Annotated in this window: 18 protein-coding genes; 10 read left to right on the top strand and 8 right to left on the bottom strand. The window is 70.8% G+C overall.

Going from position 1 to position 25,811, the window contains the following annotated elements; translation table 11 throughout:
- Positions 1–203 precede the first annotated feature (203 nt).
- Positions 204–2,117 carry a sigma-70 family RNA polymerase sigma factor gene (locus CP973_RS02550; RefSeq protein WP_244409699.1) on the top strand — a complete coding sequence of 638 codons (1,914 nt, stop codon included), beginning with the start codon at positions 204–206 and terminating at the stop codon, positions 2,115–2,117.
- A 171-nt stretch (positions 2,118–2,288) separates the two neighbouring features.
- Here CP973_RS02550 and CP973_RS02545 read toward each other — a convergent pair whose 3' ends face one another.
- Positions 2,289–4,370 (bottom strand): asparagine synthase-related protein, encoded by a 2,082-nt coding sequence (locus CP973_RS02545; protein WP_150237186.1) that lies wholly within the window; start codon positions 4,368–4,370, stop codon positions 2,289–2,291.
- 1,022 nt (positions 4,371–5,392) lie between these two features.
- Between CP973_RS02545 and CP973_RS02540 the strand changes: the two genes are divergently transcribed.
- The 6 genes from CP973_RS02540 to CP973_RS02515 all read left to right on the top strand — a co-directional run bounded on the left by CP973_RS02540 (position 5,393) and on the right by CP973_RS02515 (position 13,449).
- On the top strand, positions 5,393–6,865 hold the full coding sequence (locus CP973_RS02540) for an NsdA family TPR-like regulatory protein (RefSeq protein WP_150237184.1): 1,473 nt from the start codon (positions 5,393–5,395) through the stop codon (positions 6,863–6,865).
- A 368-nt stretch (positions 6,866–7,233) separates the two neighbouring features.
- A complete protein-coding gene (gene lhgO, locus CP973_RS02535) occupies positions 7,234–8,799 on the top strand; it encodes an L-2-hydroxyglutarate oxidase (protein WP_150237181.1) in 1,566 nt (521 codons plus the stop codon).
- Between the two features lie 637 nt (positions 8,800–9,436).
- Positions 9,437–10,480, top strand: a complete 1,044-nt coding sequence (trmB, locus tag CP973_RS02530) for a tRNA (guanosine(46)-N7)-methyltransferase TrmB (protein ID WP_150237177.1) — start codon at positions 9,437–9,439, stop codon at positions 10,478–10,480.
- Between the two features lie 28 nt (positions 10,481–10,508).
- Positions 10,509–11,861 carry a PrsW family intramembrane metalloprotease gene (locus CP973_RS02525; protein ID WP_244409248.1) on the top strand — a complete coding sequence of 451 codons (1,353 nt, stop codon included), beginning with the start codon at positions 10,509–10,511 and terminating at the stop codon, positions 11,859–11,861.
- A 126-nt stretch (positions 11,862–11,987) separates the two neighbouring features.
- A complete protein-coding gene (locus CP973_RS02520; protein ID WP_150237175.1) occupies positions 11,988–12,965 on the top strand; it encodes a NaeI family type II restriction endonuclease in 978 nt (325 codons plus the stop codon).
- Positions 12,958–13,449: a very short patch repair endonuclease gene (locus CP973_RS02515; protein WP_150237173.1), complete on the top strand. Its 492-nt coding sequence runs from the start codon at positions 12,958–12,960 to the stop codon at positions 13,447–13,449. The genes CP973_RS02520 and CP973_RS02515 overlap by 8 nt, the downstream gene beginning before the upstream one ends.
- Here CP973_RS02515 and CP973_RS02510 read toward each other — a convergent pair.
- The 4 genes from CP973_RS02510 to CP973_RS02495 form a co-directional block, all read right to left on the bottom strand.
- A complete protein-coding gene (locus CP973_RS02510) occupies positions 13,384–14,607 on the bottom strand; it encodes a DNA cytosine methyltransferase (protein ID WP_150237171.1) in 1,224 nt (407 codons plus the stop codon). The two genes, CP973_RS02515 and CP973_RS02510, sit on opposite strands and share 66 nt — an antisense overlap.
- A gap of 325 nt (positions 14,608–14,932) precedes the next feature.
- The gene (locus tag CP973_RS02505; RefSeq protein WP_150237169.1) at positions 14,933–16,759 is read right to left on the bottom strand and encodes a DEAD/DEAH box helicase; all 1,827 of its coding nucleotides are present in this window, start codon (positions 16,757–16,759) and stop codon (positions 14,933–14,935) included.
- A 6-nt stretch (positions 16,760–16,765) separates the two neighbouring features.
- Positions 16,766–18,178 (bottom strand): ParB N-terminal domain-containing protein, encoded by a 1,413-nt coding sequence (locus CP973_RS02500; RefSeq protein WP_150237167.1) that lies wholly within the window; start codon positions 18,176–18,178, stop codon positions 16,766–16,768.
- A 50-nt stretch (positions 18,179–18,228) separates the two neighbouring features.
- Positions 18,229–18,918 (bottom strand): hypothetical protein, encoded by a 690-nt coding sequence (locus tag CP973_RS02495; protein WP_150237164.1) that lies wholly within the window; start codon positions 18,916–18,918, stop codon positions 18,229–18,231.
- A gap of 876 nt (positions 18,919–19,794) precedes the next feature.
- On the opposite strand from CP973_RS02495, the gene CP973_RS02490 reads away from it, so the two are divergent.
- The 3 genes from CP973_RS02490 to CP973_RS40670 all read left to right on the top strand — a co-directional run bounded on the left by CP973_RS02490 (position 19,795) and on the right by CP973_RS40670 (position 21,437).
- Positions 19,795–20,478 carry a helix-turn-helix domain-containing protein gene (locus tag CP973_RS02490; RefSeq protein WP_150237162.1) on the top strand — a complete coding sequence of 228 codons (684 nt, stop codon included), beginning with the start codon at positions 19,795–19,797 and terminating at the stop codon, positions 20,476–20,478.
- A gap of 265 nt (positions 20,479–20,743) precedes the next feature.
- Positions 20,744–20,947, top strand: coding sequence for a hypothetical protein (locus CP973_RS02485; protein WP_150237158.1), 204 nt, complete (start codon positions 20,744–20,746; stop codon positions 20,945–20,947).
- Positions 20,948–21,134: 187 nt separating this feature from the next.
- The gene (locus CP973_RS40670; RefSeq protein ID WP_150237157.1) at positions 21,135–21,437 is read left to right on the top strand and encodes a hypothetical protein; all 303 of its coding nucleotides are present in this window, start codon (positions 21,135–21,137) and stop codon (positions 21,435–21,437) included.
- 93 nt (positions 21,438–21,530) lie between these two features.
- Here the strand turns inward: CP973_RS40670 and CP973_RS02475 are convergent, their stop codons facing one another.
- From CP973_RS02475 to CP973_RS02465, 3 genes are all read right to left on the bottom strand, one after another.
- Positions 21,531–22,478 (bottom strand): aldo/keto reductase, encoded by a 948-nt coding sequence (locus CP973_RS02475; protein ID WP_150237155.1) that lies wholly within the window; start codon positions 22,476–22,478, stop codon positions 21,531–21,533.
- A 116-nt stretch (positions 22,479–22,594) separates the two neighbouring features.
- Positions 22,595–24,169, bottom strand: coding sequence for an MFS transporter (locus CP973_RS02470; protein WP_425281928.1), 1,575 nt, complete (start codon positions 24,167–24,169; stop codon positions 22,595–22,597).
- A 265-nt stretch (positions 24,170–24,434) separates the two neighbouring features.
- Entirely contained in the window at positions 24,435–25,586 is a 1,152-nt protein-coding gene (locus CP973_RS02465) for a M23 family metallopeptidase (protein ID WP_150237153.1), read from the bottom strand.
- Positions 25,587–25,811 lie beyond the last annotated feature (225 nt).

The raw sequence follows: 25,811 nt of genomic DNA, 5'->3' as shown, positions 1-25,811 counted from the left end.
CGAAGCCGGGGGCGGCCGAGCCGGAGGGCGCGCGGGGCGCGAAGGGCCGGGGTGCCCACCGTAAGCCGAGCCGCAAGCAGACACCGCGTCGTACCGAAGCGGCCGCACCTGCCGAAGCGCCCGCGCCTCCCCCGCCGTCCGCACCGCACGCTTCCGCCGAGCCGCCCGGCCCGCCGCCCTCGGACGGCGAGTTGGTGACCCTCATGCGGGGCGGCGACGACAGCGCGTACGAGGAGCTGTACCGCCGTCACGCCGACGCGGTCCGGCGCTACGCGCGCACCTGCTGCCGCGACGCGCACACCGCCGAGGACCTGACCGGCGAGGTCTTCGCCCGCACCCTCCAGGCGGTGCGCGGCGGCGCCGGCCCGGACACCGCCGTACGCGCCTATCTGCTGACCACCGTCCGCCGGGTGGCCGCCACCTGGGGGAAGACCGCGAAGCGCGAGCACCTGGTCGAGGACTTCGCGGTGTTCGCGGTGTCGGCGGCCGGTACGTCGCTGGACGACGACACGCTCGACCTCGGCGCCGACGTGCGCGCCATGCACGACGCCGAACAGTCCATGGCCGTACGGGCGTTCCGGAGCCTGCCCGAGCACTACCAGACCGTGCTGTGGCACACCACGATCGAGGACGAGTCGCCGAGCGAGGTCGCGCCGCTGCTCGGACTGTCGGCGAACGCCACGGCCGTGCTGGCCCACCGCGCCCGCGAGGGCCTCAAGCAGGCCTACCTCCAGGCGCACGTCAACCGCGCGCTGACCGCCGAGGGCGACTGCGCACGGTACGCCGACCGGCTCGGCGCGTACGCCCGCGGCGGGCTGCGGATGCGGGCCGAGCGCGGGCTGCGCAAGCACCTGGAGGACTGTGCCCGCTGCCGTACGGCCGCCCGGGAGGTCGCGGACGTCAACGAGCACATCCGCCTCGTGCTGCCCGTCGCGGTCATCGGCTGGTTCGCCGCCGGATACGCGGTCAAGGGGGCCGCGGCGGTGGTCGGGCTCGGTGGTGCGGGCGCGGTGGCGGGTGCCGGTGCGGCCGCGGCGGCTGGTGGGGTGGGAGCGAGTACCGGGGTCGGTGGGGCGGGCGCTGCTGCCGGAGCCGGTGGAGCTGCCGGAGCCGGTGGAGCTGCCGGGACGGGCGCTGCTGCGGGAGCGGGAGGGGCAGGCGCTGCTGCCGGATCAGGAGGAGCAGGCGGTGCGGGTGCTGCTGCGGGAGCCGGTGGGGCGGCCGGGGCGGGTGCTGGTGGGTCCGGTGGTGCGGGTGGGGCCGGCGCCGCCGTGGGTGAGGGGCTCGGGGCGCCCGCGAAGGTGGCGATCGGCGCGGGGGCGCTGATCGTGGCGGGCGCCGCGCTCGCGCTGGCGCTGATCGGCGATTCGCAGCCCGAGCCGCGTACGCGGGCCGACCAGCCGGGAACGGCTTCGCTCGCTCCGCGACCGTCCGAGTCGCAGCCGCCGGAGCGCACGCCGGAGCAGCCGCCCCCGACGCCCGCCCCCACGCCCTCCAAGCCGTCTCCCGGCCCCTCGTCCGCGCCCAGCCCGACGCCGACGCCCACGCCGACCCCTTCCCCGTCGAAGTCGTCCCCGTCGAAGTCGTCCCCCACTCCGGCGCCCGAGCCGCCGCACTCCACCCCGCCGTCCCGGCCGCCCACGCACCCACCGCGGCCGCGGCCGACCCCGCCGGCGCCCGCTCCGTCCCCGTACCGGATCAACGCGTTGACGTGGGACCTCCTGGGCGACGGCACGAAGCCCGAGGTGCGCATGGCGGACAGCAGCTGGCTGTGGCAGCGGCAGGGGCTGCGCATCGGCGGCAAGCGGTACCGGCACGGCGTGACCGTGCAGGCGCCGTCCTCCGTGACCATCGACCTGCACCGGCAGTGCACGGCGTACGACGCCTACGCGGGCGTGGACGATATGGGGCTCGGCCTGGGTGTGCTGCGGTTTTCCGTGTACGCGGACGGCCGGCGGCTCTGGCGGTCGGGGGTGGTGCGCGGCGGTCAGCCGGCCGTCCCCGTCCATGTGCCGCTGACCGGCCACAAGACGTTGCGGCTGGTCGTCGAGCCCGCCTCGTCCAACACCGTGATGTTCCTGGGCGACTGGGCACAGTCACAGATCTCGTGCAGGTGAGGGCCATCGCTCTTGCAGGGCTCCGGGGTCCTCGCTCTTGCAAAGCCATCGCTCTTGCAGGGCTCCAGGGCCCTCGCTCTTGCAGGGCCTTCGCTGTTCTCGGGGCGCCACTTCTCTCAGGGCCCCGCTCTTGTCTGATGCAACGGCTTGCGACGATTTGTCCGGCGCCCTTCAAAGACTCGTCCGGGGCGCAACCCCGCCCGCCACCGCGCGCCGCCGGGGCGCGGCCGTGCCGGTCCAGCAGGTGCCGCGCCGGGCGAGCAGGCGGCGGAGCCACAGCTCGGTGGAGACGAGTTCGGCGAGGCCGTCCAGGGGCAGCGGGGCGCCCTCGGCCGCCGCGCGCAGGGCCTTGCGTACGACGCGTGCCTCGACCAGGCCCGCGTCGGCCAGCAGCGGGGTGTCGAAGAGGCCGACCACGTCCCCGATCGAGGTGCGCAGGCCCGCCCGTACGGCCGCGGCGTGGGTGAGGTGCGAGGTGGCGCCCCAGCCGGGCGGCAGGTCGCGGACGCCCGCGCCCGACAGGACGGCGCGCAGCACGGCCGCCCGCGCCCCCGGCTGCACGCGCAGCGTGTCCGGCAGCGCGCGGCAGGCCAGCACCACCTGGTTGTCCAGGAAGGGCGCGTGCAGCCGTTGGTTCCGTACCTCGGCGGCCTGTTCGAAGATCCGGTGGTCGGCGGCGTGCCGGGCCAGCGCGGCGCGCGCCCGGCGCTCCCCAGGGCGCCCCACCGCAGGCGCCCGGTCGGCCGCGGCCGTGAGGCGAACCGATACTTCGGCCAGTGCCTCCCCCGTGAGCCACCGCGCCGCGGGCCCGGGACGGCACCAGGAGAGCGCCGCCAGCGAGGCGTCCACCGCTCCGCCGCCCGCCACCTCGTCGGAGAACTGCCGCTCCCTCAGGCGCGTCGCCGTCTCGGCGATGCCCACCCCGTAGGGCGTACGGGCCAGCTTCCGGGCGGCGCGGTAGACGGTGAACGGGACCAGGGCGGACTGCGACAGCGGACCGTCGGCCTTGGCCAGCGCCGTGACCGGCCGCAGCAGGTGGCGCCTGCGGCGGTCCATGAGGAGGTCCGCCAGGCGCGCGGGGTGCGCGTCCAGGACCTGCCGCGCGCCGGCGCCCACGAAGTGGTCCGCGCTCCCCGCCAGCAGGCGCCGCCGGTGGCGGCCGGCCGTGATCAGCGACGGGCCCGGCTCGTCCGTGAGCGGCCCGCTTTCGAGGTCCGCGTACGGAAGGGCTTCCTCGCCCGCCGCGACGACCACGTGGTGGAGGCGCGGATTGGCCGCCATACTCCGGGCCCGCTCCAACTCGGCCTCGCGGTACGGCTGTCCTCCATGGGTGGCGCGGTCGTTGAACGTGACGGCCAGCAGGCGCTCACCGCGCCCGTTGACCGTGCCCGGCACCCCGGGCAGCCCGGCCGCGAGCAGTGCCAGGGTGGCGGAAGCGCTCCCTCCGGAAAGGTCGGCACCGAAGCCGGGGGCCGGAGCGCCGCGCGCGGCCCGCCGCTCGGCCGGCCCCATGCCCGGCACCGGACCCGGGTCCAGCCCGCCCAGGCCGTCCGGGTCCGGGGCGTGCCGGACCCCGGCCAGCCGCGCCCGTACCGCCTCGATCAGCGCGTCCCGCACCCCGTCGACGGCCTGCTCCGGCGGCAGTTGGGGGGCCGCCACCGCCAGCGAGGCCGTCGGCTCGTACGAGGTGATGTCGCTGCTGCCGCCGCGCAGGACGAGCGCGTGGCCGGGCGGTACGCGCCGTACGCCCTCGTACGGCGTGCCCGCGCCCAGTGCCTCCGGCGCGTCCGGGCAGGCCAGCAGCGCGGCCAGGTGCCCGATGTCGAGGCCCGCCTCGATCAGGTCGGCGAGCGGCAGGGCGGCGGTGGCGTACGCCGTACCGCCCGCCCACGAGGTGTGGAAGACCGGCCGGGCGCCCGCCAGGTCGCCGGTGACCGTCACGCGCCGGCCGACCTGGACGACGGCCGTGTAGCTGCCGGGCCAGGCGGTGAGGTGGCGCAGCGCGCCGCCCCGGGCCGCGAAGAGGCCGACGCGCAGCTGGTCGTCGGTGGCGCCGCACACTCCGAAGACGGCGAGCCGGGTCTGCGCGTCGGCCTGGACCACGCGCACCTCGTCGGGACGCCAGTCGCCGACCGCCCACAGCGGGTCGGGGTCGCCCCACAAAAGCTGGGCACCTACGGGAACGAGCGTCCGGGCCTCCTCGGTGGGGTCCGCCCCCGTGGCGGTACTGCTCCACCCCACCAACCAGCGCATCGCCGCCTCCACCCTGTTCGCCGCCGCCGGGCGGCCCCCGTCCGTCCGCCGTCGCGGAAGCCGGTCCACCCGGGGGAGCGCCCCCGGTGGTCGGCAAGGTGGACCGGACCGCCGCCCCGCACAGCGGATTGCCAAGCCGTTGCCAAGCTGTTGCGCGGACCATGCTGCCACGACAGGGGCGCTCGGGAGGCACCAAAGAGCGCCTGTGTACGGGGGTGTTCGGAAGACGTTACCGCTCTCGGGCGGGCCTGGTCCGGCATGCGTTCGGGCCGTGTTCCGGGTGCGCGGTGCCCTCAAGGGGCCGCGGTGGTGTATGAAGGGCCCTTCGCGGCCCTCCGCCCGGAGGCGGGGAGGTGGCGGGTGGTGACAGGAGTTCGGCACCGGCCCGGAGGCACACCCCCGGACGATCGCTTTGTTCCGCCGGCAAACCCTCGTACGTCGATTTTCGGCCAAAATCTGCGGCGGGCACCACCGTTGGCCCGATACCGGCCGACCACCGGCGGCCTCACCCCCGGGGCCGGACGATCACCCTCCGGGCCTTCGTACCGTACGGCCACGGACGCCCCAAGCGCACCGTGCCGCACGGTCACGAACACCCCTCGACCCCCGTACCGAGCGGCCGGGCGCCCTCCCGACCGCCACAGCCAAGCGGACGCCCTTCAGGCCGACTCCGACGGGCCCGTCCCGCACATGCGACAGTCCGGGAGGCGGGACTCGCCCCCCGGACCGGACCGCCACCCGCGGGGAATGAGGTGGCGGTGTCCCCCAGCCCACTGGATCCAGTGCAGCGGGCCGACCCACGCAGATCCCATGGAAGCGCTCCCGTCCCGCAGTGGCCAGCGCGCACACACGGGCGCACGGCAACACGTACCCGGAGCACATGCCAAACCCCTTCCACCCGCTTGGACTTGAAACCCGCCATCCGGGACATCGGCACTTAACGGTCGGGATTCGGCGAACTACTCTGGGTGGACGCATGCCCCGGGGTAGCGGGGCGGCCGTCGCTGTGTCGAGGGGTGCGCATGTCAAGGGATATACGCGGGCCGAACGAGAAGCTCGGCACCGTTCTCGCCCTCGCGGGGATCAGCAATGCCGGGCTCGCCCGCCGGGTCAACGACCTCGGGGCGCAGCGCGGGTTGACGCTTCGCTACGACAAGACGTCGGTCGCCCGGTGGGTGTCCAAGGGCATGGTGCCGCAGGGCGCCGCGCCCCATCTGATCGCGGCCGCGATAGCCGGCAAGCTCGGCCGGCCGGTGCCGCTCCACGAGATCGGGCTGGCCGACGCCGACCCGGCCCCGGAAGTGGGCCTGGCCTTCCCCCGCGACGTGGGCGCCGCCGTCCGCTCCGCGACCGAGCTGTACCGCCTCGACCTGGCCGGACGCCGCGGCGGCGGGGGCATCTGGCAGAGCCTGGCCGGATCCTTCTCGGTGAGCGCGTACGCGACCCCCGCGTCCCGCTGGCTGATATCCCCGGCCGACAGCTCGGTCGCCCGGGAAGCGACCGAACTGCGGGACGTACGGGACGGCAACGGCTCGACGGGCGCCAGGGACGGCGCCACCGGGGCCGACACCGCCCCGCTGCACGTCGGCCACAGCGACGTCACCAAACTGCGGGAGGCCGCCGAGGACGCGCGCCGCTGGGACTCCAAGTACGGCGGTGGCGACTGGCGTTCCTCGATGGTGCCCGAGTGCCTGCGGGTGGACGCCGCGCCGCTGCTCCTCTCCTCGTACAGCGACGAGGTCGGCAGAGCCCTCTTCGGGGCGACCGCCGAACTGACCAGGCTCGCCGGCTGGATGGCCTTCGACACCGGCCAGCAGGAGGCGGCCCAGCGGTACTACATCCAGGCGCTGCGCCTGGCCCGTGCCGCCGCCGACGTCCCGCTGGGGGGATATGTCCTGGCCTCGATGTCGCTCCAGGCGACCTACCGAGGCTTCGCCGACGAGGGCGTCGACCTGGCGCAGGCGGCCCTGGAGCGCAACCGCGGCCTGGCCACGGCCCGCACGATGAGCTTCTTCCGCCTGGTCGAGGCGCGGGCGCAGGCCAAGGCCAACGAGTCGCGCGCCTGCGAGGTCGCCCTCAAGGCCGCCGAGGGCTGGCTGGAGCGCTCCCGCGAGGGCGACCCCGACCCGTCCTGGCTGGACTTCTACTCGTACGAGCGCTTCGCCGCCGACGCCGCCGAGTGCTACCGCGACCTGCGGCTGCCCCGCCAGGTGCGCCGCTTCACGGAGCAGGCGCTCTCCCGCCCGACGGAGGAGTACGTCCGCTCGCACGGCCTGCGGCTGGTCGTCTCGGCGGTGGCCGAGCTGGAGTCCGGCAACCTGGACGCCGCCTGCGCGGCCGGGACCCGGGCGGTCGAGGTGGCCGGCCGCATCTCGTCGGCCCGCACCACCGAGTACGTACGCGACCTCCTGCACCGCCTGGAGCCGTACGGGGACGAGCCCCGGGTGGTGGAGCTGCGTGAGAGGGCGCGGCCGTTGCTGGTTGCGCCGGCGTGAGCTGACGGGAGCTGGCGGGAGCTGTAGGGAACTGGAGGGAGCTGGAGTAAGGGCGGGAGCGGCGGCTTAAGGGCGGAGAGCCGGGGTTGAGGGCGGGCGCGGGGGCGCGCGGGCTGGGCTGCGGCGTCGGCTCCTGCTCAGGGGCTGGCTCCTGCTCCTGCGGCGGCTCCGGATCGTGCTCCTGCGCCGGCTCCTGCTTCTGCCCTGGCTCCTGCTTCTGCCCTGGCTCCTGCTTCTGCCCTGGCTCGGGCGGGGCGCGCGGTGGAACGCGTGGGCGCGGGCCGGGCTCCGACGCTCCCCCGCTCCCGGCCCGTTGTCAGTCCCCCCGGTCATGATGGGATACGTCTGGTTCTCGGGGAGGTGCTGTGGTGGCGTACGACTGCGATGTGCTGGTGATCGGTGCCGGGATCGTGGGGCTCTCGACGGCCTACGCGATCACGCGTGCCGCCCCCGGCACGCGAGTGGTGGTCCTGGAGAAGGAGCCCGGCCCCGCCCGCCACCAGACCGGCCGGAACAGCGGCGTGATCCACAGCGGCATCTACTACCCGCCCGGCTCCCTCAAGGCCCGTTTCGCGCTCCAGGGCTCCGCGGAGATGGTCAAGTTCTGCCTCGACCACGCCATCCCGCACGAGGTCACCGGCAAGCTGATCGTCGCCACCGACCGCGCCGAGCTGCCCCGCCTGCACAGCCTGATCCAGCGCGGCCGGGAGCACGGCATCCCGGTGCGCGAACTGGGCCCCACCCAGATCGCCGCGTACGAACCCGAGGTCAGCGGCCTGGCCGCCATCCACGTCGGCACCACCGGCATCGCCGACTTCGGCGCGGTGGCCCGCTGCCTGGCCACCCTGGCGACGGACGCGGGCGCCCGCGTCGTGTACGACTCCGAGGCCACCGCGATCGGTCGCCGGGCGGGACGGGTGGCGGTGCGGGCTGTGGTGGGCGGGAAGCGTGGGGGGTTCGGTTCGGGGCGCAGGGCGGGCGGCCCGATGCGCGGGGCGGGCGGTACGGCCCGTACGGACTCAGGAACGGCCCGTACGGACTCAGGAACGGCCCGTAACTCAGGCACGGCCCGTACGGCGCGTACGGACTCAGACACGGCCCGTACGGCGCGTACGGCGCACAATGCCTCCGATGCCTCCGCCGGTGCGGCAGCCCGTGCCTCCTCAGGCGCGGCGGGGCGAATCTCCTTGGGGGCAGCGGGGCGCACCTCCTCGGGTGCGGCGGGGCGCACCTCCTTGGGTGCGGCGGGGCGCACCTCCTTGGGTGCGGCGGGGCGCGCCTCCTCCGACACGGTCTTCCGCGCCCGCGTCCTGATCAACTGCGCCGGCCTCCACTGCGACCGTGTCGCGCGCCTGGCCGGTGACGCGCCGGGGATGCGCATCGTCCCCTTCCGCGGTGAGTACTACACCCTCGCCCCGGCCCGCACCTCCCTGGTGCGCGGCCTGGTCTACCCGGTCCCCGACCCCGCGTTCCCGTTCCTCGGCGTCCACCTCACCCGCGGCATCGACGGCTCCGTCCACATCGGCCCGAACGCCGTCCCCGCCCTCGCCCGCGAGGGGTACGACTGGCGCACCGTCCGCCCCGCCGACCTGACCGGCACCCTGGCGTACCCCGGCTCCTGGCACATAGCCCGCCGCCACTGGCGCTACGGCGCGGGCGAACTGCGCCGCTCCCTCTCCCGCCGCGCCTTCACCGAGGCCGTCCGCCGCCTGCTGCCGGCGGTCCGCGAAGAGGACCTACGGCCGTCCCCCGCCGGCGTCCGCGCCCAGGCCGTCCTGCCCGACGGCACCCTCGCCGACGACTTCCTCATCACGGAAACCCCCTCCATCGTCCACGTCCTCAACGCCCCGTCCCCCGCCGCCACAGCCTCCCTCCCCATCGGCAGGGAGATTGCCGGGCGGGCCTTGGCGATGCTGGAGGGGTCGGCTGGCTGAGAGCGGGCGGGGTCTGGCGATGCGGGAGGCGATGTCCGGCCGAGGACCAGGCGGGGCCCTGCCGATGCTGAAGGCCGCGCCCGGCCGAGCACCAGGCGGGCCCCGCAAATGCCGAAAGCCGCCCCCGGCCGAGCACCAGGCAGGTCCTCGCGATGCCGAAGGCCGCGTCTGGCCGAGCACCGCGCAGGTCCTCGCGATGCCGAAAGCCGCGTCTGGCCGAGCACCGCGCAGGTCCTCGCGATGCCCAAGGCCACGCCCGGCCGAGCACCGCGCAGGTCCTCGCGATGCCCAAGGCCACGCCCGGCCGAGCACCGCGCAGGTCCTCGCGATGCCCAAGGCCACGCCCGGCCGAGCACCGCGCAGGTCCTCGCGATGCCCAAGGCCACGCCCGGCCGAGCACCGCGCAGGTCCTCGCGATGCCGAAGGCCGCGTCTGGCCGAGAAGGCGACGGTCACCGGCCGAGAAGCCAGCGGTGTCCGGCGAGCAGGCGGCGGTGACCGGCGAGCAGGCGGCGGTGTCCAGCTGACACTGCGCCGCGCCGCCTCCGGCTTCCACCTCCAGCCCCCACCCCGGCCTCCACTTCCGGCCGCCGCCGCACCCGTCCCGGACCGCACCGCGCCCGTAGAATCGACCCACTGTGTCCGAGAACCCCGCCACCCCCGAGTCCAGCCCTGCCGCCGAGCCCGGAGCAGCAGCCCAGCCCGGCCCCGGCGCCCCCGGCGCGGCAGCCGAACCCAGCCCCGGTACCGAGCCCGGTACCGCCGCAACGCCCGGTCCTGCCGCAGAGCCCGGTCCTGCCGCCGAAACCGGTACCGCCCCCGAGTCCAGCCCCGAGTCCGCCCCCGAACCCGGCCCTGACGCCACTCCCCGGCTCGCGACTGACCGGTCCGCGGAGACCGCACAGGCTCACGCCCCGCGTGACGGCGCCGCGCGCCCCCACCCGCGCCCCCGCACCGAGCCCATGTTCCCCGACGGCACCGGCCCCGCGGCCGACCCGGCCGGCTCGCACCACGAGCGGCGGATCCGGTCCTTCCAGCCCCGGCGCAGCCGGGTCTCCCCCGGGCAGGCCGACGCGCTGCGGCGCCTGTGGCCGAAGTGGGGCCTGGACATCGACGGCCTCTCCAGGATCGACCTGAACGAGCTTTTCGAGGGCCGCCCGGTCGTCCTCGAAATCGGCTTCGGCATGGGCGAGGCCACGGCGCAGATGGCCGCCGCCGACCCGGACACCGGCATCCTCGCCTGCGACGTCCACACCCCGGGCCAGGGCAACCTGCTCGGCCTCGCGGAACGCAACGGCCTGTCCAACATCCGCGTGGCCAACGGCGACGCGATCATCCTGCTCCGCGAGATGCTCGCCCCCGCCTCCCTCGCCGGCCTGCGCGTCTACTTCCCGGACCCGTGGCCCAAGAAGCGCCACCACAAGCGCCGTCTGATCCAGCCGGAATTCATCGCCCTGGCCTCGACCCGCCTCGCCCCCGGCGCTATCGTCCACTGCGCGACGGACTGGGAGCCGTACGCGGAGCAGATGCTGGACGTCCTCGCCGCCGAGCCGACACTGGAAAACCTCCACTCCGGCTTCGCCCCACGCCCGGACTTCCGCCCGCTGACCAAGTTCGAGGGGCAGGGTCTGGACAAGGGCCACGTCGTCCACGACCTCCTCTTCAGGCGGCGCCCGGCATAGCCCGCCCCACGGTGGTTAGGGTCGATGGGTGAATCCGCCGCAGCCGCCTCCGCTTCCGCCGAAACCGGCGTACGCGCCCGATCCGCGCTACGCCGCCCCCGCCGCGTCGCCCGCGGCGGCGCAGTGGCACTACGCACCGCGCCGCCGCCCGGCGCCCTGGCACAGCAGGACAGCGCGCGCCGTCGCCCTCTTCTCGCTCCTCGCCCTCTCCGGCGTGATCATCCTGGCGATGGTCCGCCAGCAGACCGGTACCGAGGGCTTCCTCGTCGGCCTCGGCCTCGCCGTCTTCCCCGTACCCGTCCTCATCGCCGGCTTCTGCTGGCTGGACCGGATAGACCCCGAACCCCGCCGCAACCTGGTCTTCGCCTTCGCCTGGGGTGCCTGCGCGGCCACCCTCGTCGCGCTCCTGGCCAACGGCCTGGCGACCAACTGGCTGGAGAACAACCTCTCCACCCTCTCCCCCGAGGACGCCCAGACCTGGGGCGCGACCGTCTTCGCCCCGGTCATAGAGGAGACCGTCAAGGCCGCCGCGGTCGTCCTGCTCTACCTCTTCCGCCGCCAGAATTTCGGCGGCGTCACGGACGGCCTGGTCCTCGCCGGCATCACCGCCACCGGCTTCGCCTTCACCGAGAACATCCTCTACCTGGGCAACGCCTTCGGCCAGGACCAGTCCCTCGGCCACACCGGGCTCGACTCCCTCACCGCGGGCACGTTCTTCGTCCGCATCATCATGTCGCCGTTCGCCCACCCGCTCTTCACCATGCTCACCGGCCTGGCCTTCGGCATAGCCGCCACCAGCTACCCGCGCCGCCGGCCGCTGCGCCTGGCCCTGCCCTTCCTCGGCCTGGCCACCGCCGTCCTCCTGCACTCCATCTGGAACGCCGCCACCACCCTCGGCGACCTGGGCTTCCTCACCGTCTACGGCCTTTTCATGCTGCCCGTCTTCGCGGCCCTGACCTGGCTCGCCATCTGGGCCCGCCACCGCGAACTCCTCGCCCTGCGCACCTACCTCCCCCCGTACGTCACCACCGGCTGGCTCTCCCCCACCGAGCCCATCTCCCTCTCTTCCCTCAAAACCCGCTCGGTGGCCCGCGACATAGCCCGCCGCACCCACGGCCCCACCGCCGCCCGCGCCGTAACCGAATACGCCGCCGTGGCCACCTCCCTGGCCTTCCTGCGCCGCCAGGCCCACCGCACCGGCCCCACCCCCACCTTCCCCACCCAAGAACAGGCCCTCCTCTACCACCTGTGGCAACACAAACCCTTGGCCCACCCGGCACTGCTACAGGCACTACATGTGACACACCGGCCGGTGCCCGGCCCGGCGCCATCGACTCCGCAAGCAGGGCCCACGCCGCACATGCCGCCCTGGAACCACTGATCCATCAGTGCCAGTAGCGCGGGCGGCGTGCCTGCGGCTGGACAGCGGCACACAGCAAGTTCCCGGCTATGGCAGGCTCGTGAGCCGGACGCTGGTGTGGTGCCAGCTGGTTGATGAGGTGACGTCATGCTTCCGCTGGACCATTCGGCCGCCGCGAACACCGTGGCCGTAGCCCTAGCCGAAACGGACAGCGAACTCGTCGCTGTCCGCGAACATCTCCGGCAGCTTGATCCCCAGGGTGAGCGATTCGCCCGAGTACTGCGCGACACCATTGACCAGCTACTCAACGGTGAAGCCACAGGGCGCTACGACTGGAATACACTTTCCAAGACGGAAAAGACGCACGCTGGATCAATCGTTGAGATCAATTTGCAGCGCGAGTTCAATTTCGCCGACGGCGACGTCACGGACTACCGGATAGCCGGAATCCAGGTCGACTGCAAGTACTCCCAGAAATTCGGAGGGTGGATGATTCCACCCGAAGCCGAGAATCACATCTGTCTGCTGGTCTGGGCCGACGACAGGAAAAGCCGTTGGAGCGCTGGTTTGCTCCGAATCCGCCCGGAACTGCTGAACAAAGGCAATAACCGGGACCGCAAGCTGGCCATCAAGGCTGAGCACCGCAACAAGATCTACTGGCTCTGGCAGGACGCTCCGCTGCCGGAAAACGTTCTGCTGCACCTGGACCCGGAAACCCGAGAAAAGATTCTCGGGCTTCCCACAGGTCAGGCGAGAGTTATCGAACTCTTCCGCCGCGTTCAGCTCCGCCCCATCGGCAGAGGTGTTGTGCGCACCGTGGCCCAGCAGAGCGACTACATGGCCCGGGTACGTGAGGCGAAAGGCCGCGCACGGACCGTCCTCCGCGAAGAAGGCATCCTCATCCCGGGGCACTACAGCAGCCATCAGGCCGTCGCACGCGCACTCGGCGCTCCCGTGCCCCGGGTCGGCGAGCTCGTCAGTTTCCGAGTTGCTGAAGCAGCAGCCCACCACGAAGGCCAACCGCGTGTAATCCTCGATGACCGGGCATGGGTCCTTGCGACGCCGGAGGACCCGCCCGTGACAGCGCCCTTCCTCCCGAAGCACACTGAGAAGAACCGTGACTGACAAGAACAGCTCTGATCAGGGTCAGGAGCCTCCTGCTGGCAAGGCGTGGACTCCGCCAGACGGCTCCTGGGCGTCGTCCGCCGCCCGGCGGCGCAACATGCAGGCCATCCGAAGCCGGGACACCAAGCCGGAACAGCTCATCCGGCGGCTCGTACACGCCCAGGGGCTCCGGTACCGCGTGGCAGCGAGGCCCCTCCCAGACCTTCGCCGGACAGCCGACATGGTCTTCCGCCCGGCGAAGGTCGCGGTCTTCATCGACGGCTGCTACTGGCACGGGTGCCCAGAGCACTATGTCCCGCCGAAGACCAACCCCGGCTACTGGTCGGACAAAGTCGCACGGAACATGGCACGCGACCGGGACACCGACAAGCAGCTCACCGAGGCAGGCTGGACCATCCTCCGGTTCTGGGAGCACGAGTCACCGGGCGACTGCGCCCTCAAGATCGCCAGCACGGTCAGCAGGCTCCGCAGAGATCAGCGTTGACTGGGCTGGAAGCTCGAACAACGCCGCTTCCCGCGCCTTCCTCGCCGCTTCTGCTTCCTTGGCCGCTTCTCGCTCAAGTGTCTCCTTGACGGGGAAGGGAGCTTTCAGCCCCTTCCCCAAGGCGACGATAATCTGCTCGCCGATAGCACGCGCCACCGGGGGCGGAAAGGCGTTTCCAACCTGCCGATAAGCTGCTGTCTTACGGCCCGAGAAATTCCATTCCCTGGGAAATCCCTGGATGATCGCAGCCTGGGTGACGGTCAGCTTCGGACCGAGCGGCTGGCCGCTTTTGTCTTTGCTGTAAAGGTCCCGGTCCGGGTCTGTCATTTTGTCGGGTTCATTGGCGACACCCATGGCATCGACCCCGAGCTTGAGCCAGGCCTTTTTCGCCCGTGTGGGCCCGAGATCTGCGCCGCCGTGCTTCTTCGAGCCGCCCACCAGGGTGGGAGCTACACCACCGCTGGCAGCCTTGTGCCAGCGCTCGAACGCCTTTTTTCCCTCCGGCGACTCACCGAAGCGCTCCCGCATCGTAGTTTCCAGCGCTTCCGCTACGGTAACCAGCTTGATCTTCTTCGGGTCCGGCCAGGTGAAGTGGCCAGCGAACTCCGGCCGCATCGCTACGAGGATGGCGCGGGGCCTTAGCTGCGGCACCCCGTAGTCACAAGCCTCGATAACCCGCCAGTCACAGATGACATAGCCCTCTTCGCGGAGGCGTGCCTTGATCACACCCTCGCGGTAGGCCTCGAACTTCTGCGGCGGTTCGAGAAGGCCGCGCACATTCTCGATCATGACGGCCTTGGGCTTCAGGAAGCTCACCATATTGAGCATGGTGGGAAACAGGTCACGCTCGTCGTCCGGACCCAGCTGCTTGCCCGCGGCCGAGAAGGGCGGGCACGGCACACCGCCGGCAAGGAGGTCCAGCGTGCCGGGCTCCAGCTTGAGCTCCGCTGGGTCGAACGTCGTCAGATCGGCGGGAATGACCTGGCAGTCGCCCCAGCCGTTCTCCTTCGTGACATTGAGTTCCAGCGTCGCGCACGCGTGCTTGTCGATCTCGATCAGCGCGTGGTGGCGGAAACCTGCCTGGTGCAGCCCCAGCGCCTGTCCCCCGGCTCCAGCACAGATCTCCACAGAGGTGAACTTGGACTCAGTGCGGGTCATGCACCCTCCTTCCTACGTGCCACGGCGGACACATCTTGCAGTCCGCCTTCACAGAGGGTGACAGACGCCACTGACAACAACCCGGCCTCCACTGGAACTCGGCCTCCACTAGTGTGCGGCACTCGTTCGCGCCGCTGCTGTCAGCACTGACAACACGGCAAACGCCTCTCAGTATTGCCGCACCGCGTGCCGACTACGTCAAAGCCAGTAGCACAGCGTCAGGCGTCAGGCGTCAGGCGTCAGGGAACATCATGATGCACTCAGCCGACGCTCATCATCGCTTCGTGGCAACCACCGCAGCAGTATGAAGACGTCACGCCCGAGGTCACAACCGCCCTGCGACCCCCAGGTGCCGCAGCAGCGCCCGCACGTCAGCCGCGTCCATACCGCCTGCGACAGAGGGTTCTTCCTGCAGGTCAGCTAGCTGGCGGACGGAGGGGTCATCGAGGATGCCGCCCATGAACTCCAGCTTTTCTTCCATGCGGCGGGCCACGACCTCATCAACCGTGCCGGTGGCCGCGAGCACAGTGACACGCGTCTCAGTCTCCGGGGCGAGGCCCAGCCGGTGGATGCGGTCCAGGCTCTGCAGAAACCGTCCCGCCATGAAATCCCGGTCCACGTAGATCGCGTCATGACACACCTGGTGAAGGCTGATTCCTTCGCCCAGGGTCGCCGGGTTGGACAGCAGTACCATGCAGTCCGGATCGTTCCGGAAGCGTTGGATCTGCTCCTCGCGGTCAGCGGTGCCTCCATGGACCATGGCCGGCCCATAGTCGGCAAACAGGTGTTCCATCGTGGTCAGGCTGCGTACGAACGTCGACCACACCAGCGTCTTCCGGCCAGCAGCCGCATTCTCAGCCAGCAGGCTCAGCGCTTCCGAGTACTTCGGGGACACCTCATAGCTGGGCAGGTTCTGCATCAGCTCGTACAGCGAGTCGCCTTCCGGGACGTCCAGTGGCGGCACCTGGTAGGCGAGGGGCTCGTACTTGCTACTGCCTTCCCGTAGCAGTGCGGGGCTGGTAGCCGCCATGAGCAGTCGCATCAGCGCCTTGCCCAACGCGTCGAAGTCGTCGCGTGAAGCCTCTGCCCTGGCCGTGAAACGGCCGATCAGCGCATCGTAGATCTCCCGGTGCAGGTCCGGGAGATCTACGTACCGGATCTTGGTCTCGTAGGGGGGGAGACCGAGTTCGTGCTTGGTAGTACGCGTGAAGAGCGGGCGCAGGATCTTGCTGGCGTATGCCAGATCGCCGCCATTTACCGCGCTGGTCACCACGCGCCTGCCGTGCCCCGGCCAGACGAAAGACAGCAGGTTCTCCAGGTCCCGGGCACCGTTGGGAGCCGGCGTACCAGTCAGGATGAGCCGTCGGCGGCTGAGCGGGCCCAGGAGCATGCAGGCACTCCCGTACACCCCGTTAGCGCCCAGCTTCATTCTGTGTGCTTCGTCGAGAATCACCATCGACGGAGCCGCCCGCAGCCAGGCAGCGAGCTGGGCCAGCGAGCGGTCGAGCCGTTCGTAGTTCACAAGGAGCAGTTCTGTACCGAGGTCGGGGCTCTTGGACATGACCTCGGCAGCGAGCGGCTCCTCAAAGCAAGCCGCGCTCTCGAAGAGCCACGACTCATAGGCTGACTTCGGACTGACTACAAGGAGACGCCTGGCTTCTCCCCGTGCGCGCATCGCCGCGTAGACCGCCAGCCCGACACGGGTCTTTCCAGCTCCCGGCACGCTGAAGTTCGCGCCGTGCCGCATGGACAGCAGGTGCGCGATGTCGCGCCGCTGGAAGGACGTGAGGTCAGCCTTCCAGCCGACGCCCAGCAGGGAAGGGACGTCGTCCGCGACGACTGCGGCGCCCGCCTCACCGGCCAGCGCCTGTTCGGCTGCCTCAGCATCGTCCAGCACGCTGCCGACGAGGTCGGCCAGCGCGTCTTCCCACTCGACATCTTCCGGTGACGGCCAGGTGCCCAGTGCTTCCAGACCAACGAGAAAGTCGTCGAGATCGACTTCTACGGCAAGCGGGCCACTGCGGGTGCTGGCAGGAAACCAGCCCGCCAGCTGCGCAAGATCGCTCTGGTGGGCTGGGCTGACGCGCAGAGCCGCCTTGGTACGGGTGACATCGAACCCGATGCGCAGCGACGGCTCCTGCTCATCCGCCATCGGCCGTCACTCCTCCTGTTTCACCGCACCCAGCAGCCACTCCACCCCGTCTCCGGGCACCTCGATGCTACGGGCAGACTCGACGGCCAGTTTCCCGAGGCTGTCCCGCAGCTTCAGCACCGCTTCGTCGAAGGCCTCCTCATCGAGGCTCCGCGACGCCCGGGCCATCACCAGGTCCGTGACGCACTGCTCGATGTCCTGGCACGCGTCGGTGATGCGGCCGGGGGCAGCCTGCTTGCGCTTGCGGATACGCGCGTCCTTGCCCGCCGGCACCAGAGCCTCCTCAAACGCCTCACGGGCAACCGAGAAGGTATGCGAAGCCACCTGCACACGCTCAGCGGACACTCCGCTCGCCGCAGGGCTGACCGCCTTCGCCCGCAGAACCGTGTCAGTCAGCGTCCTGGCCACCGTCACACTGGAGTCCACGGACTTCATCGTCCTGCCGAGGCCCGGGATCGCAACCGAGCTGGTGGTGGTGGCCTCCGTCTTCAGTTCGTCCGGCAGACGCTGGTCCAGGTACCGGCGTGCGAAATCCGGCTCGATCAGCCGCACGTCCGTCTTGGAAAAGCCCAGGACCATGGCTGCCAGCCGGTACTCCTTCATCGCATCAGCGTTGGCCTTGCTGACCCTCGCCTCCTTGACATACCGGCGGTGCAGCTCGCGCAGCTTCTCCTGGTGCTGCTCGAAATCAAGCAGCCGCAGCCCGGTCCCCTCGCTCTTGCTTCGCTCGATGAGGTCGCGCAGGCAGGTCAGGATCCACTGGTCCTGCTCACAGGTTTCCTTCTTGATCCGGAAGTCACGCGCGATGTCAGCGGTGGCACGGCCGAGCTCAACCTGCTCATCGATGGCCAGCAGCCGGTTGATGTAGGAGTACTCGCGGCGGTGGTCCTTACGGAGCTGCAGCGACAGCTCTACCGCGTTGACGTCGTCCCAGGTACACGATTCCGGAAGCACCCCGACCCGGATGTGCGCGACACCCAGCTCCTTGAGCGCGGCTCGCCTGGTGTTGCCGTTGACCAGCACACCGTCGCGTGTGATGAGACCGGGGTCGTTCTGCCGGAAGTCGCGCAGGCTCTCCATCAGGACGATGAAATCCGGATCATCCTTCGACGGATCAGCCGGCAGCGACTTCAAGAGGTGATGCAGGTAGTCCTGGCTGCGGTCGCTCCAGGGGTCGCTCTGCAGCTCAGCGTCGAGTCCCGGATCGTGGTCACGCTGGGCCCTGATGCGGTGCGTGCCCGGGTTGTAGTAAAGGTCGGCCACCGGCATGTCGATGACCTCGACGTGCAGGGGCTGGCTCCGCCACTCAACCGTGAGGCTTTCCCTGGTGCCGGCCGCCGACTCAGCCTCCTTCAGCCGCTGCCGGACCAGTTCCTGGTTGGCCTCCGCCTTCGGCGGACGTCCGAAGTCCATGCTCACGTTCCGTTCTCCTGGCTCTCAACAATCACGGGGCTCTCCAGCCGGCCTGGCTAGAGGCCTTCCTCAAGGCCGAGCTGCTTGCGCACCTGGGCCCGCGACTCCTCGGGCAGCGTCCGGTAGCCGGCCCAGGTCTGCTCCAGCTCGCTGAATTCTCGACGGTCCTTCTCCACCCAGCCGGCCAGGAGCTTGCGCTCCATCGGGCCGAGTCGGCGTACGGCGTCGAGGACGGCCGTGAGGTCTGCCGTCAGTTCGCGGCCGCCCACCCGGCACCGGTTGCACTCAGTTACGAGCTGCACGTCGGCCGCTCCTCCAGGCCCGCGCACCGGACGCCGGGCGACGTCCAGTTGCGCGGCTTCGTACGTACCGGGGTACACCTGACCCGCCGAGATGCCGCACGACCGGCAGATGTGCCCGTCCCTCGCGAAGATCTCGCGTCGCTGGGTGGCCGTGATGGCTGCCGTCGACTTGGAACGGCCTTTCCCAGGCTCCCAGACCGGTTCCCCCTGGGAGACGAAGCGCTGCTGGTGCGGCTCAAGATTGATGTCTTCACGATTCGTGCTGATCCGCCACCCGTGGTCCCGCAAGTCGCGCATACGGCGGTCGATCTGCGACGTCTCGGGGAAGGCGGCCCTCAGCTCACCCTTGGTGAAGACGTTGCCTTCGCCGACAACGGTGACGAGCCACAGGGCAGCGCGCTTCATCGTGCCGAGTTTCTTGTCCTCCCAGGACGGCAGTGTCATGGGGACCGCCTTTCACTTTCCGTAAAGCATAGGTGACTGTGTGAATTCACTGAATCGCTTCATTCTCGCCGCCAGCCGCACGCGCAGGGCCGCTAGCGCCAGCCCGGGCGCCGATCACCCTTCCAGGATCCACAACGAGCGCCACCTTTCAACGCGCCAGCACCCTTTCGTATTCGCGAAATTGCGAACACGAAAGCATTGACTTCCCGCCCCCCTCAAGGTAAGCGCACCCCATTTTGACAAAGAATATGTGGCGCGCATCACAGAAGTTGCCCAGCGCGGGGCAGTCGGCAACGAGACCCGGCTTTCACCTTCCCCCCGCTGCCAGCTTGCCGGTCCCCCCGAAGCAACCGACCGGCGGGAACTTTTTTCGCCGTGCATGCACCAACCGACAGCAAGGTGCGAACAGAACGCGAAGGCAGGGAAGCGAGACGGAGGGCTTTGACCTGCAGGTTTCCGATGCACACCGGCACCGGCAGCCTCGCCGCGCATGACCGGCGCAACGGTCCAGGTGTTCGCGGGGAAATCTGGATGCGAACATTCCGCTTTCCTCGAAATGCCACATTTCGGACGACTCTCGGAAGGTCGCCTGATCCTTCCTCGTCGCCAAGCGCGGCGTCAGCTCGGCAGGTTCCGCGCTGCCATGTATCGCCGACTGGGCTAAGGTCGGGTAACTTGATGATCTCGGGGCCGGAGAAGCGGACAGCGCGTAACACCGGCGCCAGATCGGCATTGACTTCTCCCGATCTCCCGGTGCAAGAATTCCGGCCACAGCACACGCCCGACCGAGAAATCCGGATACCTCTCCATGACCATCTACCCGTTATCCCGCCGCACTCGCAGAAGGGAATCCGAGCCGTGCCGCCGAAAGGGCAGGTGAGTGCAAGACCCCGCGCAGACCTCACACCTGAAGCGCGGGACCTGGCGTGCACCGTCGCAGAACTGGCCGCGCTGGCGCGCGGCACGCGGCTGAGCCAGCGAGCTGTCGCGGAAGCGGTCTTTGTCGCCCCTTCCACGCTCACGGAGTACACGACCGGGCGCCGCTCCCCGTCGCGAGACCTGCTGCGAAAACTCTGGAGCCTCGCGGCGGAGTCGCAGGAGGTGACGGGGCAGCCGCCTCCGCCGCTGGAACAGGTGCTGGAGACGTACCGGAAAGCCGTCCTGGCCCGGCAGAGCCTCCTCGCGCCCGAGGACACTGCGGCCGTCCCGCCGTCGTCCCAGGCGCGCATCCCCGAAACCCGTACCGCCCGGGAAGCGACGCCGACGCCTCCTCCCATCGCGGATGACGAGGCTCTCGGTCACCTCCGCGCAGGGCGGGACGCGGACGCGGCTACCTTCCTGTGGCACGCCGGCCGGACACACGCTCCAGTGGAAATCCGGGATGCGGTTACCGCATACCGGACCGCGGGCCGTACGGACGCGGCCGAGGCGATGCTGAACAGCGCCGCGGCCCGTGATCTCCGGGCTGTCCTGTCCATCGTCGGCACGCTCCTCGAAGCCCAGCAGGTCGAGGACGCTGCCACGCTCGTCAACGCCGCCCTCAGCCACCACCCCGCCTGACCGTCGCTACCCCGTACGTCCCCGACTGACCGAAAGGGAAAGCCGTCATCCAGAATCCTGCCCGCGCCTCCGACGCCCCGCGGCCCCGGGCCCCTCCCGCCGCGATGAGCCACCACGAGGGGCTGATCACGATCACGCCCCAAGCCGTACCGGTCCGTCTGTGCACCCGTGCCCAGACAGAAGACGGCCCGCCGCTCCGACTTTGCCCAGAAGAAGCGACGGGCGCCGCGTCACCACCGTGCCTGTAAACAAGGAGGTAAAACGCATGAACAACGATCCCACGAACCCGCGCAATGGCGCTCCTCTGGCGCTGCTCACTCTGTACGCCTGCGCCAGCCCGGTGAGCAGCCTCGTACTTCCGGGCCGCTGGCCCCACGACCCGGTGCACATCTGGGCCGTGGTCGTCCTGGTCTCCGTGGCGATGGTCTGCCAGACCTGGTACCAGGTGGCTGCCTCCCGCCGGCCGTAACGACGGGTCCCATTCCCGTCCTATGGGCGGGCCACCTCATATAACAGGCCGGCAGCGCGGCTGGCGGGACAACCGTCTCCCGGGCGCGCTGCCAGGCCACCCCGCCCCCCTGCCCCGGCTGCCGGCCTACGCCGCCCCGTCGGCGTAGAGTCGCGCGCGATGGTTCTCTAACAGGGAGGTTCCGGACATGGCACAAGTACCGTCGGCGGTGATAGCTGCGACTGGGCTCGTAGGCGGCTACGGCGTAGCCCGTTGGACCAAGAAGCGGCCCCTTGGTGGGGTAGCGCTTGCTGCTGCGGGGGCTGTGGCGGCTCGGGAGTGGGAGCGGAAGGCTGGGAAGAAGGCTGCTGCGGTGTTGAGTGGGGCGTACGTGGCGGCGTTTGCGGGGTCGCATCCGTTGGCCAAGAAGGTGGGAGCCTGGCCGTCGGTGTTTGCGGTGGCGGGGATTGTGGGGGCGGCTTCTTGGGTGGTTGCTGACCGGCGGAAGTAGGGGTCCGAGGTTGGAGTGGGAAGGGCGGTCGCGTACCTACGGGTACGCGACCGCCCTCGTGTGTGGTGCGAGCCCGTAATCGGGTCGGAGGTTTCAGGCCGAGGCCTCGTTGAGGAGTGTCAGTTCGTCCTCGGTGAGGTGGAGGTCGGACAAGGCCATCAGGGCCGGGAGTTGGTCCACCGTGCGGGCGCTGGCGATGGGGGCCGTGACCGTGGGCTGGGCGGCCAGCCAGGCCAGGGCCACCGTGGCGTGTTCGGCCTGGTGGGCGGCGGCCACGGTGTCCAGGGCGGCGAGGACCTTGCGGCCGCGGTCGGTGGACAGGTGATGGGCGGCCTTTTCGGAACGGACGCTGTTCACGTCGCTGTCCGGGCGGTACTTGCCGGTGAGGAAGCCGGACGCGAGGGCGTAGTACGGGACGGCGCCCAGGCCGTGGCGGGCCGCGGTGTCGGCCAGCTCCCCCTCGTATGTTTCACGGGAAACCAAGTTGTAGTGGGGCTGTACGGCGACGTAGCGGGCCAGGTTTTCGTCGGCGGAGAAGGTCAGGGCCGCTTCGAGGCGCTGGGCCGAGATGTTGGAGGCGGCGATTTCGCGGACCTTGCCGGCCTTGACGAGTTCGTCGAGGACCGGGAGGAAGTCGGAGACGTCGAGGGACTCGTCGTCGTAGTGGGTGTAGTAGAGGTCGATGTAGTCGGTGCGCAGGCGGGTGAGGGACTCGTCGACGGCGGCTTTGATGGTGGCGGGGGCCAGGCCCTTGTGGTCCGGGTGGGCGCCGACCTTGGTGGCGATGACGACCTGGTCGCGGTTGCCGCGGGAGGCGAGCCAGTTGCCGATGACGGTCTCGGATTCGCCGCCCTTGTTGCCGGGCACCCAGGCCGAGTACACGTCGGCGGTGTCAATGAAGTTGCCGCCGCCGGCGACGTACGCGTCCAGTACGGCGAAGGACTGGGGCTCGTCCGCGGACCAGCCGAAGACATTGCCGCCGAGCGAGAGCGGGGAGACGGACAGGGAGCCGAGGGTCTTCTGTGTCTGTGTATCGGTCATGATCTTTCCAACGTAGGCGGGGAGGCGCGGCACCGCAGCCCGGGAGGGGAAGAAGTCGGCCAAGAGCCGGCTCGGTGCGACGGGTGGCGCTGGGACCGGGGCGGGCAGGGGCCAGGTCAGGTGCTGGGGGCCGAGGACAGCGGGCTGGCGATGCTCTCCAGGGAGCGGCGTTCGGCGCGTACGGCCAGCAGGGCGGCGGTGAGACCGGCCAGGCACATCAGGGTGGCGCCGATGCAGAAGGCGAGTGCCGTGTCGGCGACCACGCCGGACTCGGTCAGGCCGGCGAAGACCAGGGGGCCGCTGATGCCGCCCGCGGCCGTACCGATCGCGTAGAAGAAGGCGATGGCCATCGCCCGGGTCTCCATGGGGAAGATCTCCGAGACGGTCAGATACGCGCTGCTGGCACCGGCCGAGGCGAAGAAGAGGACCACGCACCAGCAGGCGGTGAGCGTGGTGGCCGTCAGGTGGCCCGCGGAGAAGAGCCAGGCGGTGGCGAAGAGGAGGGCGCCGGAGAGGAGATAGGTGCCGGAGATCATGATGCGGCGGCCGACGGTGTCGAAGAGCTTGCCGAGGAGGAGCGGGCCGAGGAAGTTCCCGGCTGCCATGACCGCGAAGAAGTAGCCGGTGCTGGACGTCGGCACGTCGAAGAACGAGGTCAGGATGGCGCCGAAACCGAAGGTGACGGCGTTGTAGAGGAACGCCTGGCCGATGAAGAGGGCGAGGCCGAGGATGGCGCGCCGCCGGTAGCGCGAGAAGACGGTGCGGGCGATCTCGGTGAAGCCGATGCTCTTGCGGGGGTGGATGGTGATCTCGCCCTCGGGCTCGGGGAGGGGCTCGCCCTTCTCGTCGGCGATCTGCTTCTCGATGGAGGCGACGAGCCGCTCCGCCTCCTCTCCCCGGCCGTGGATGAACAGCCACCGTGGGCTCTCCGGCACGTTACGGCGTACGAGGAGGATGACCAGGCCGAGGACGACGCCGAGTGCGAAGGTGAGTCGCCATCCGACGTTCATGGGGAAGATCTCGGTGTCCAGCATCACGATGGACAGCAGGGAACCGCCGATCGCGCCGAGCCAGAAGCTGCCGTTGATGAGCAGGTCGACACGTCCGCGGTAGGTGGACGGGATCAGCTCGTCGACGGCCGAGTTGATCGCCGCGTACTCGCCGCCGATGCCGAAACCGGTCAGGAAGCGGAAGAGGAAGAACCACCAGGAGGAGAAGGAGACCGCGGTCAGGGCGGTGGCGGCCAGGTAGACGGCCAGCGTGATCAGGAAGAGTTTCTTGCGGCCGAAGAGGTCGGTGAGCCGTCCGAAGAACGGCGCGCCGGAGCAGGCCCCCGCCACGTACAGGGCCGCGGCGATGCCCGTGACCTGCGCGGACGAGATGGGCAGTCCGCTGCCCTGCTCGGAGAGGCGGCCGGCGATGTTGCCGACGACGGTCACTTCCAGACCGTCCAGGATCCACACCGTGCCGAGGCCGATCACGACCATCCAGTGCCAGCGTGACCAGGGCAGTCGGTCGAGGCGGGCGGGGACGTTGGTGGTGATGGCAGGGGTGGGGGTGGGGGTGGAAGGAGAGGTGGGGGTGGAGGTGGGGGTGGACTTGGTTGTGGGGTTTTCGGTGCTCCGGTCCGTGGTCGTACCGGGTGCGGTCCCGCCGCCGTGCCCCGCCCGTGCCTTGTCGTTCGGTTTCATCGCACCCTCCTGAACCGGGCCGGGGCCGGTCCACCCCGGCGGCGCATCCATCCGAGTGCCCGGTGGGCGACGCGCAAAGCAAACGAAATGCCCAGGTTGAGGGGGAGAAGAGGGGAGGGAGGGGAGGGAGGGGAGGAAGGGAGGGAGGGAGGGAGGGGGAGGGAAGAGGGAGGGAGCCGAAGGCTGGGCGGGTGAGGGGGAGGAGGAGGGCCCGTTCTCGCCCCGGGACCCCGCCTCCGCCCCCGCGTCACCCGTCTCGGTCACCTCACACGTCGAGCCCGTGCTCCCGCAGCCACGGCTTCGGGTCGACCGGTGTGCCGCCGCCCGGGCGTACTTCCAGGTGCAGGTGTGGGCCGGTGACGTTGCCGGTGGCGCCGACGCGGCCGATGACCTCGCCGGCGGCGACCTTGCCGGAGGCGCGGACGATCGACGAGAGGTGGCAGAACCACAGTTCCGTACCGTCGTCCGTGGTGAGGACGATGCGGTAGCCGTACGCGCCGGCCCAGCCCGCCTGGGTGACCGTGCCGCCGTGGACCGCCTTGGCCGGGGTGCCGGTGGGGGCGGCGAAGTCCAGCCCGGTGTGGTTGGCCACCCAGCGGTCGCCTGCCTGCCCGAACCCGGCGGTGAGGGTGTAGGAGGTGAGGGGGGAGACGTAGCTGCGGGCCAGTTCGGCGCGGCGCTCGGCCTCCGCCTTCGCGCGCTCCGCCGCTTCCGCCGTGCGGCGGGCCTCGCGTGCCGCGGACTCCTTGGCGGTCGCGGCCTTCTCGGCCTCCTGCCGGTCCGTCGCCGCGTCCCGCGTGGCCTGCTGGGCAGCGGCCTGCTCGGCGGCCGCGTGCTCCTCGTCCTCCGCGGCGCTCTGCTGCCGGTCGGCCTGCTGGAGGATGCGGTCGCGCAGCGAATCACCCGCGCCTCTGCCCTGCTCCGCCTCGCTGCGGCTGAGACCGGCCTGGGTGAGGGGGGCGGCGGAAGCCTGGGTGGCGCCGTCGGCGGCTGAGGAGCCGGCGCCGTCGGATATCAGGTCGCCGATGCCCGGCAGGGACGTGGCGTCCGGCAGCTGGGCCGCGGCGTCGTCCACGAACTCGCCGAGGTCCGGCATCGACACCGGCAGCGGCGGCCTGTCCTCGGCCGACGCCATTCCACTGGCGCCCACTGCCGCGATGACGCCGACGCCCAGAACCGTACCGCCGCGGGTGAGTCCGCCGCGCTGCTTGCCGATGACCCGGTGCTTGCCGCGTATGGGGGGCAGGGATTCCTCGGTCGGGTTCCACTCCTCGAAGGAGCCGGGGGAACCGGGGGAGCCTGGTGAACCGGGAGAGCCGGGCGAACCGGGGAAGCCGGGCGAACCGGGGAAGCCGGGCGAACTGGGCGAACCGACGGGTCCGGAGGAGCCGAGGAAGCCGTCAGCGGCATCCACCATCCCAACGACACCCGCCGACCCAACAGCATCCACCATCCCAACAGCACCCGCCGATCCGACGGCACCCACCGCCCCAACAGCACCCGCCACCCCGACAGCATCCACCGCCCCGACAGCACCCGCCATCCCAACCGCATCCACCGCCCCGACCGCAAACGCCCCCGGATCGGCGGACGCTTGGGGGACGATGCGTATGCCGGTGGCGGGTGAGGTGACGGCAGCGTC

The organism is Streptomyces albofaciens JCM 4342 (genome assembly GCF_008634025.1).
Classification (GTDB): domain Bacteria; phylum Actinomycetota; class Actinomycetes; order Streptomycetales; family Streptomycetaceae; genus Streptomyces; species Streptomyces albofaciens.
The sequence above is the reverse complement of the archived record's forward strand: the minus strand, read 5'-3'. Positions and strand labels throughout refer to the sequence as shown.

What these genes read in the sequence shown, in the direction of transcription:
- CP973_RS02550 (WP_244409699.1), top strand. Translation starts at nt 204, where the DNA reads ATGCGGGGCGGCGACGACAGCGCGTACGAGGAGCTGTACCGCCGTCAC.
- CP973_RS02545 (WP_150237186.1), bottom strand. Translation starts at nt 4,370, where the DNA reads ATGCGCTGGTTGGTGGGGTGGAGCAGTACCGCCACGGGGGCGGACCCC.
- CP973_RS02540 (WP_150237184.1), top strand. Translation starts at nt 5,393, where the DNA reads ATGTCAAGGGATATACGCGGGCCGAACGAGAAGCTCGGCACCGTTCTC.
- CP973_RS02520 (WP_150237175.1), top strand. Translation starts at nt 11,988, where the DNA reads ATGCTTCCGCTGGACCATTCGGCCGCCGCGAACACCGTGGCCGTAGCC.
- CP973_RS02510 (WP_150237171.1), bottom strand. Translation starts at nt 14,607, where the DNA reads ATGACCCGCACTGAGTCCAAGTTCACCTCTGTGGAGATCTGTGCTGGA.
- CP973_RS02505 (WP_150237169.1), bottom strand. Translation starts at nt 16,759, where the DNA reads ATGGCGGATGAGCAGGAGCCGTCGCTGCGCATCGGGTTCGATGTCACC.
- CP973_RS02495 (WP_150237164.1), bottom strand. Translation starts at nt 18,918, where the DNA reads ATGACACTGCCGTCCTGGGAGGACAAGAAACTCGGCACGATGAAGCGC.
- CP973_RS02485 (WP_150237158.1), top strand. Translation starts at nt 20,744, where the DNA reads ATGAACAACGATCCCACGAACCCGCGCAATGGCGCTCCTCTGGCGCTG.
- CP973_RS40670 (WP_150237157.1), top strand. Translation starts at nt 21,135, where the DNA reads ATGGCACAAGTACCGTCGGCGGTGATAGCTGCGACTGGGCTCGTAGGC.
- CP973_RS02475 (WP_150237155.1), bottom strand. Translation starts at nt 22,478, where the DNA reads ATGACCGATACACAGACACAGAAGACCCTCGGCTCCCTGTCCGTCTCC.
- CP973_RS02470 (WP_425281928.1), bottom strand. Translation starts at nt 24,169, where the DNA reads ATGAAACCGAACGACAAGGCACGGGCGGGGCACGGCGGCGGGACCGCA.
- CP973_RS02465 (WP_150237153.1), bottom strand. Translation starts at nt 25,586, where the DNA reads ATGGTGGATGCCGCTGACGGCTTCCTCGGCTCCTCCGGACCCGTCGGT.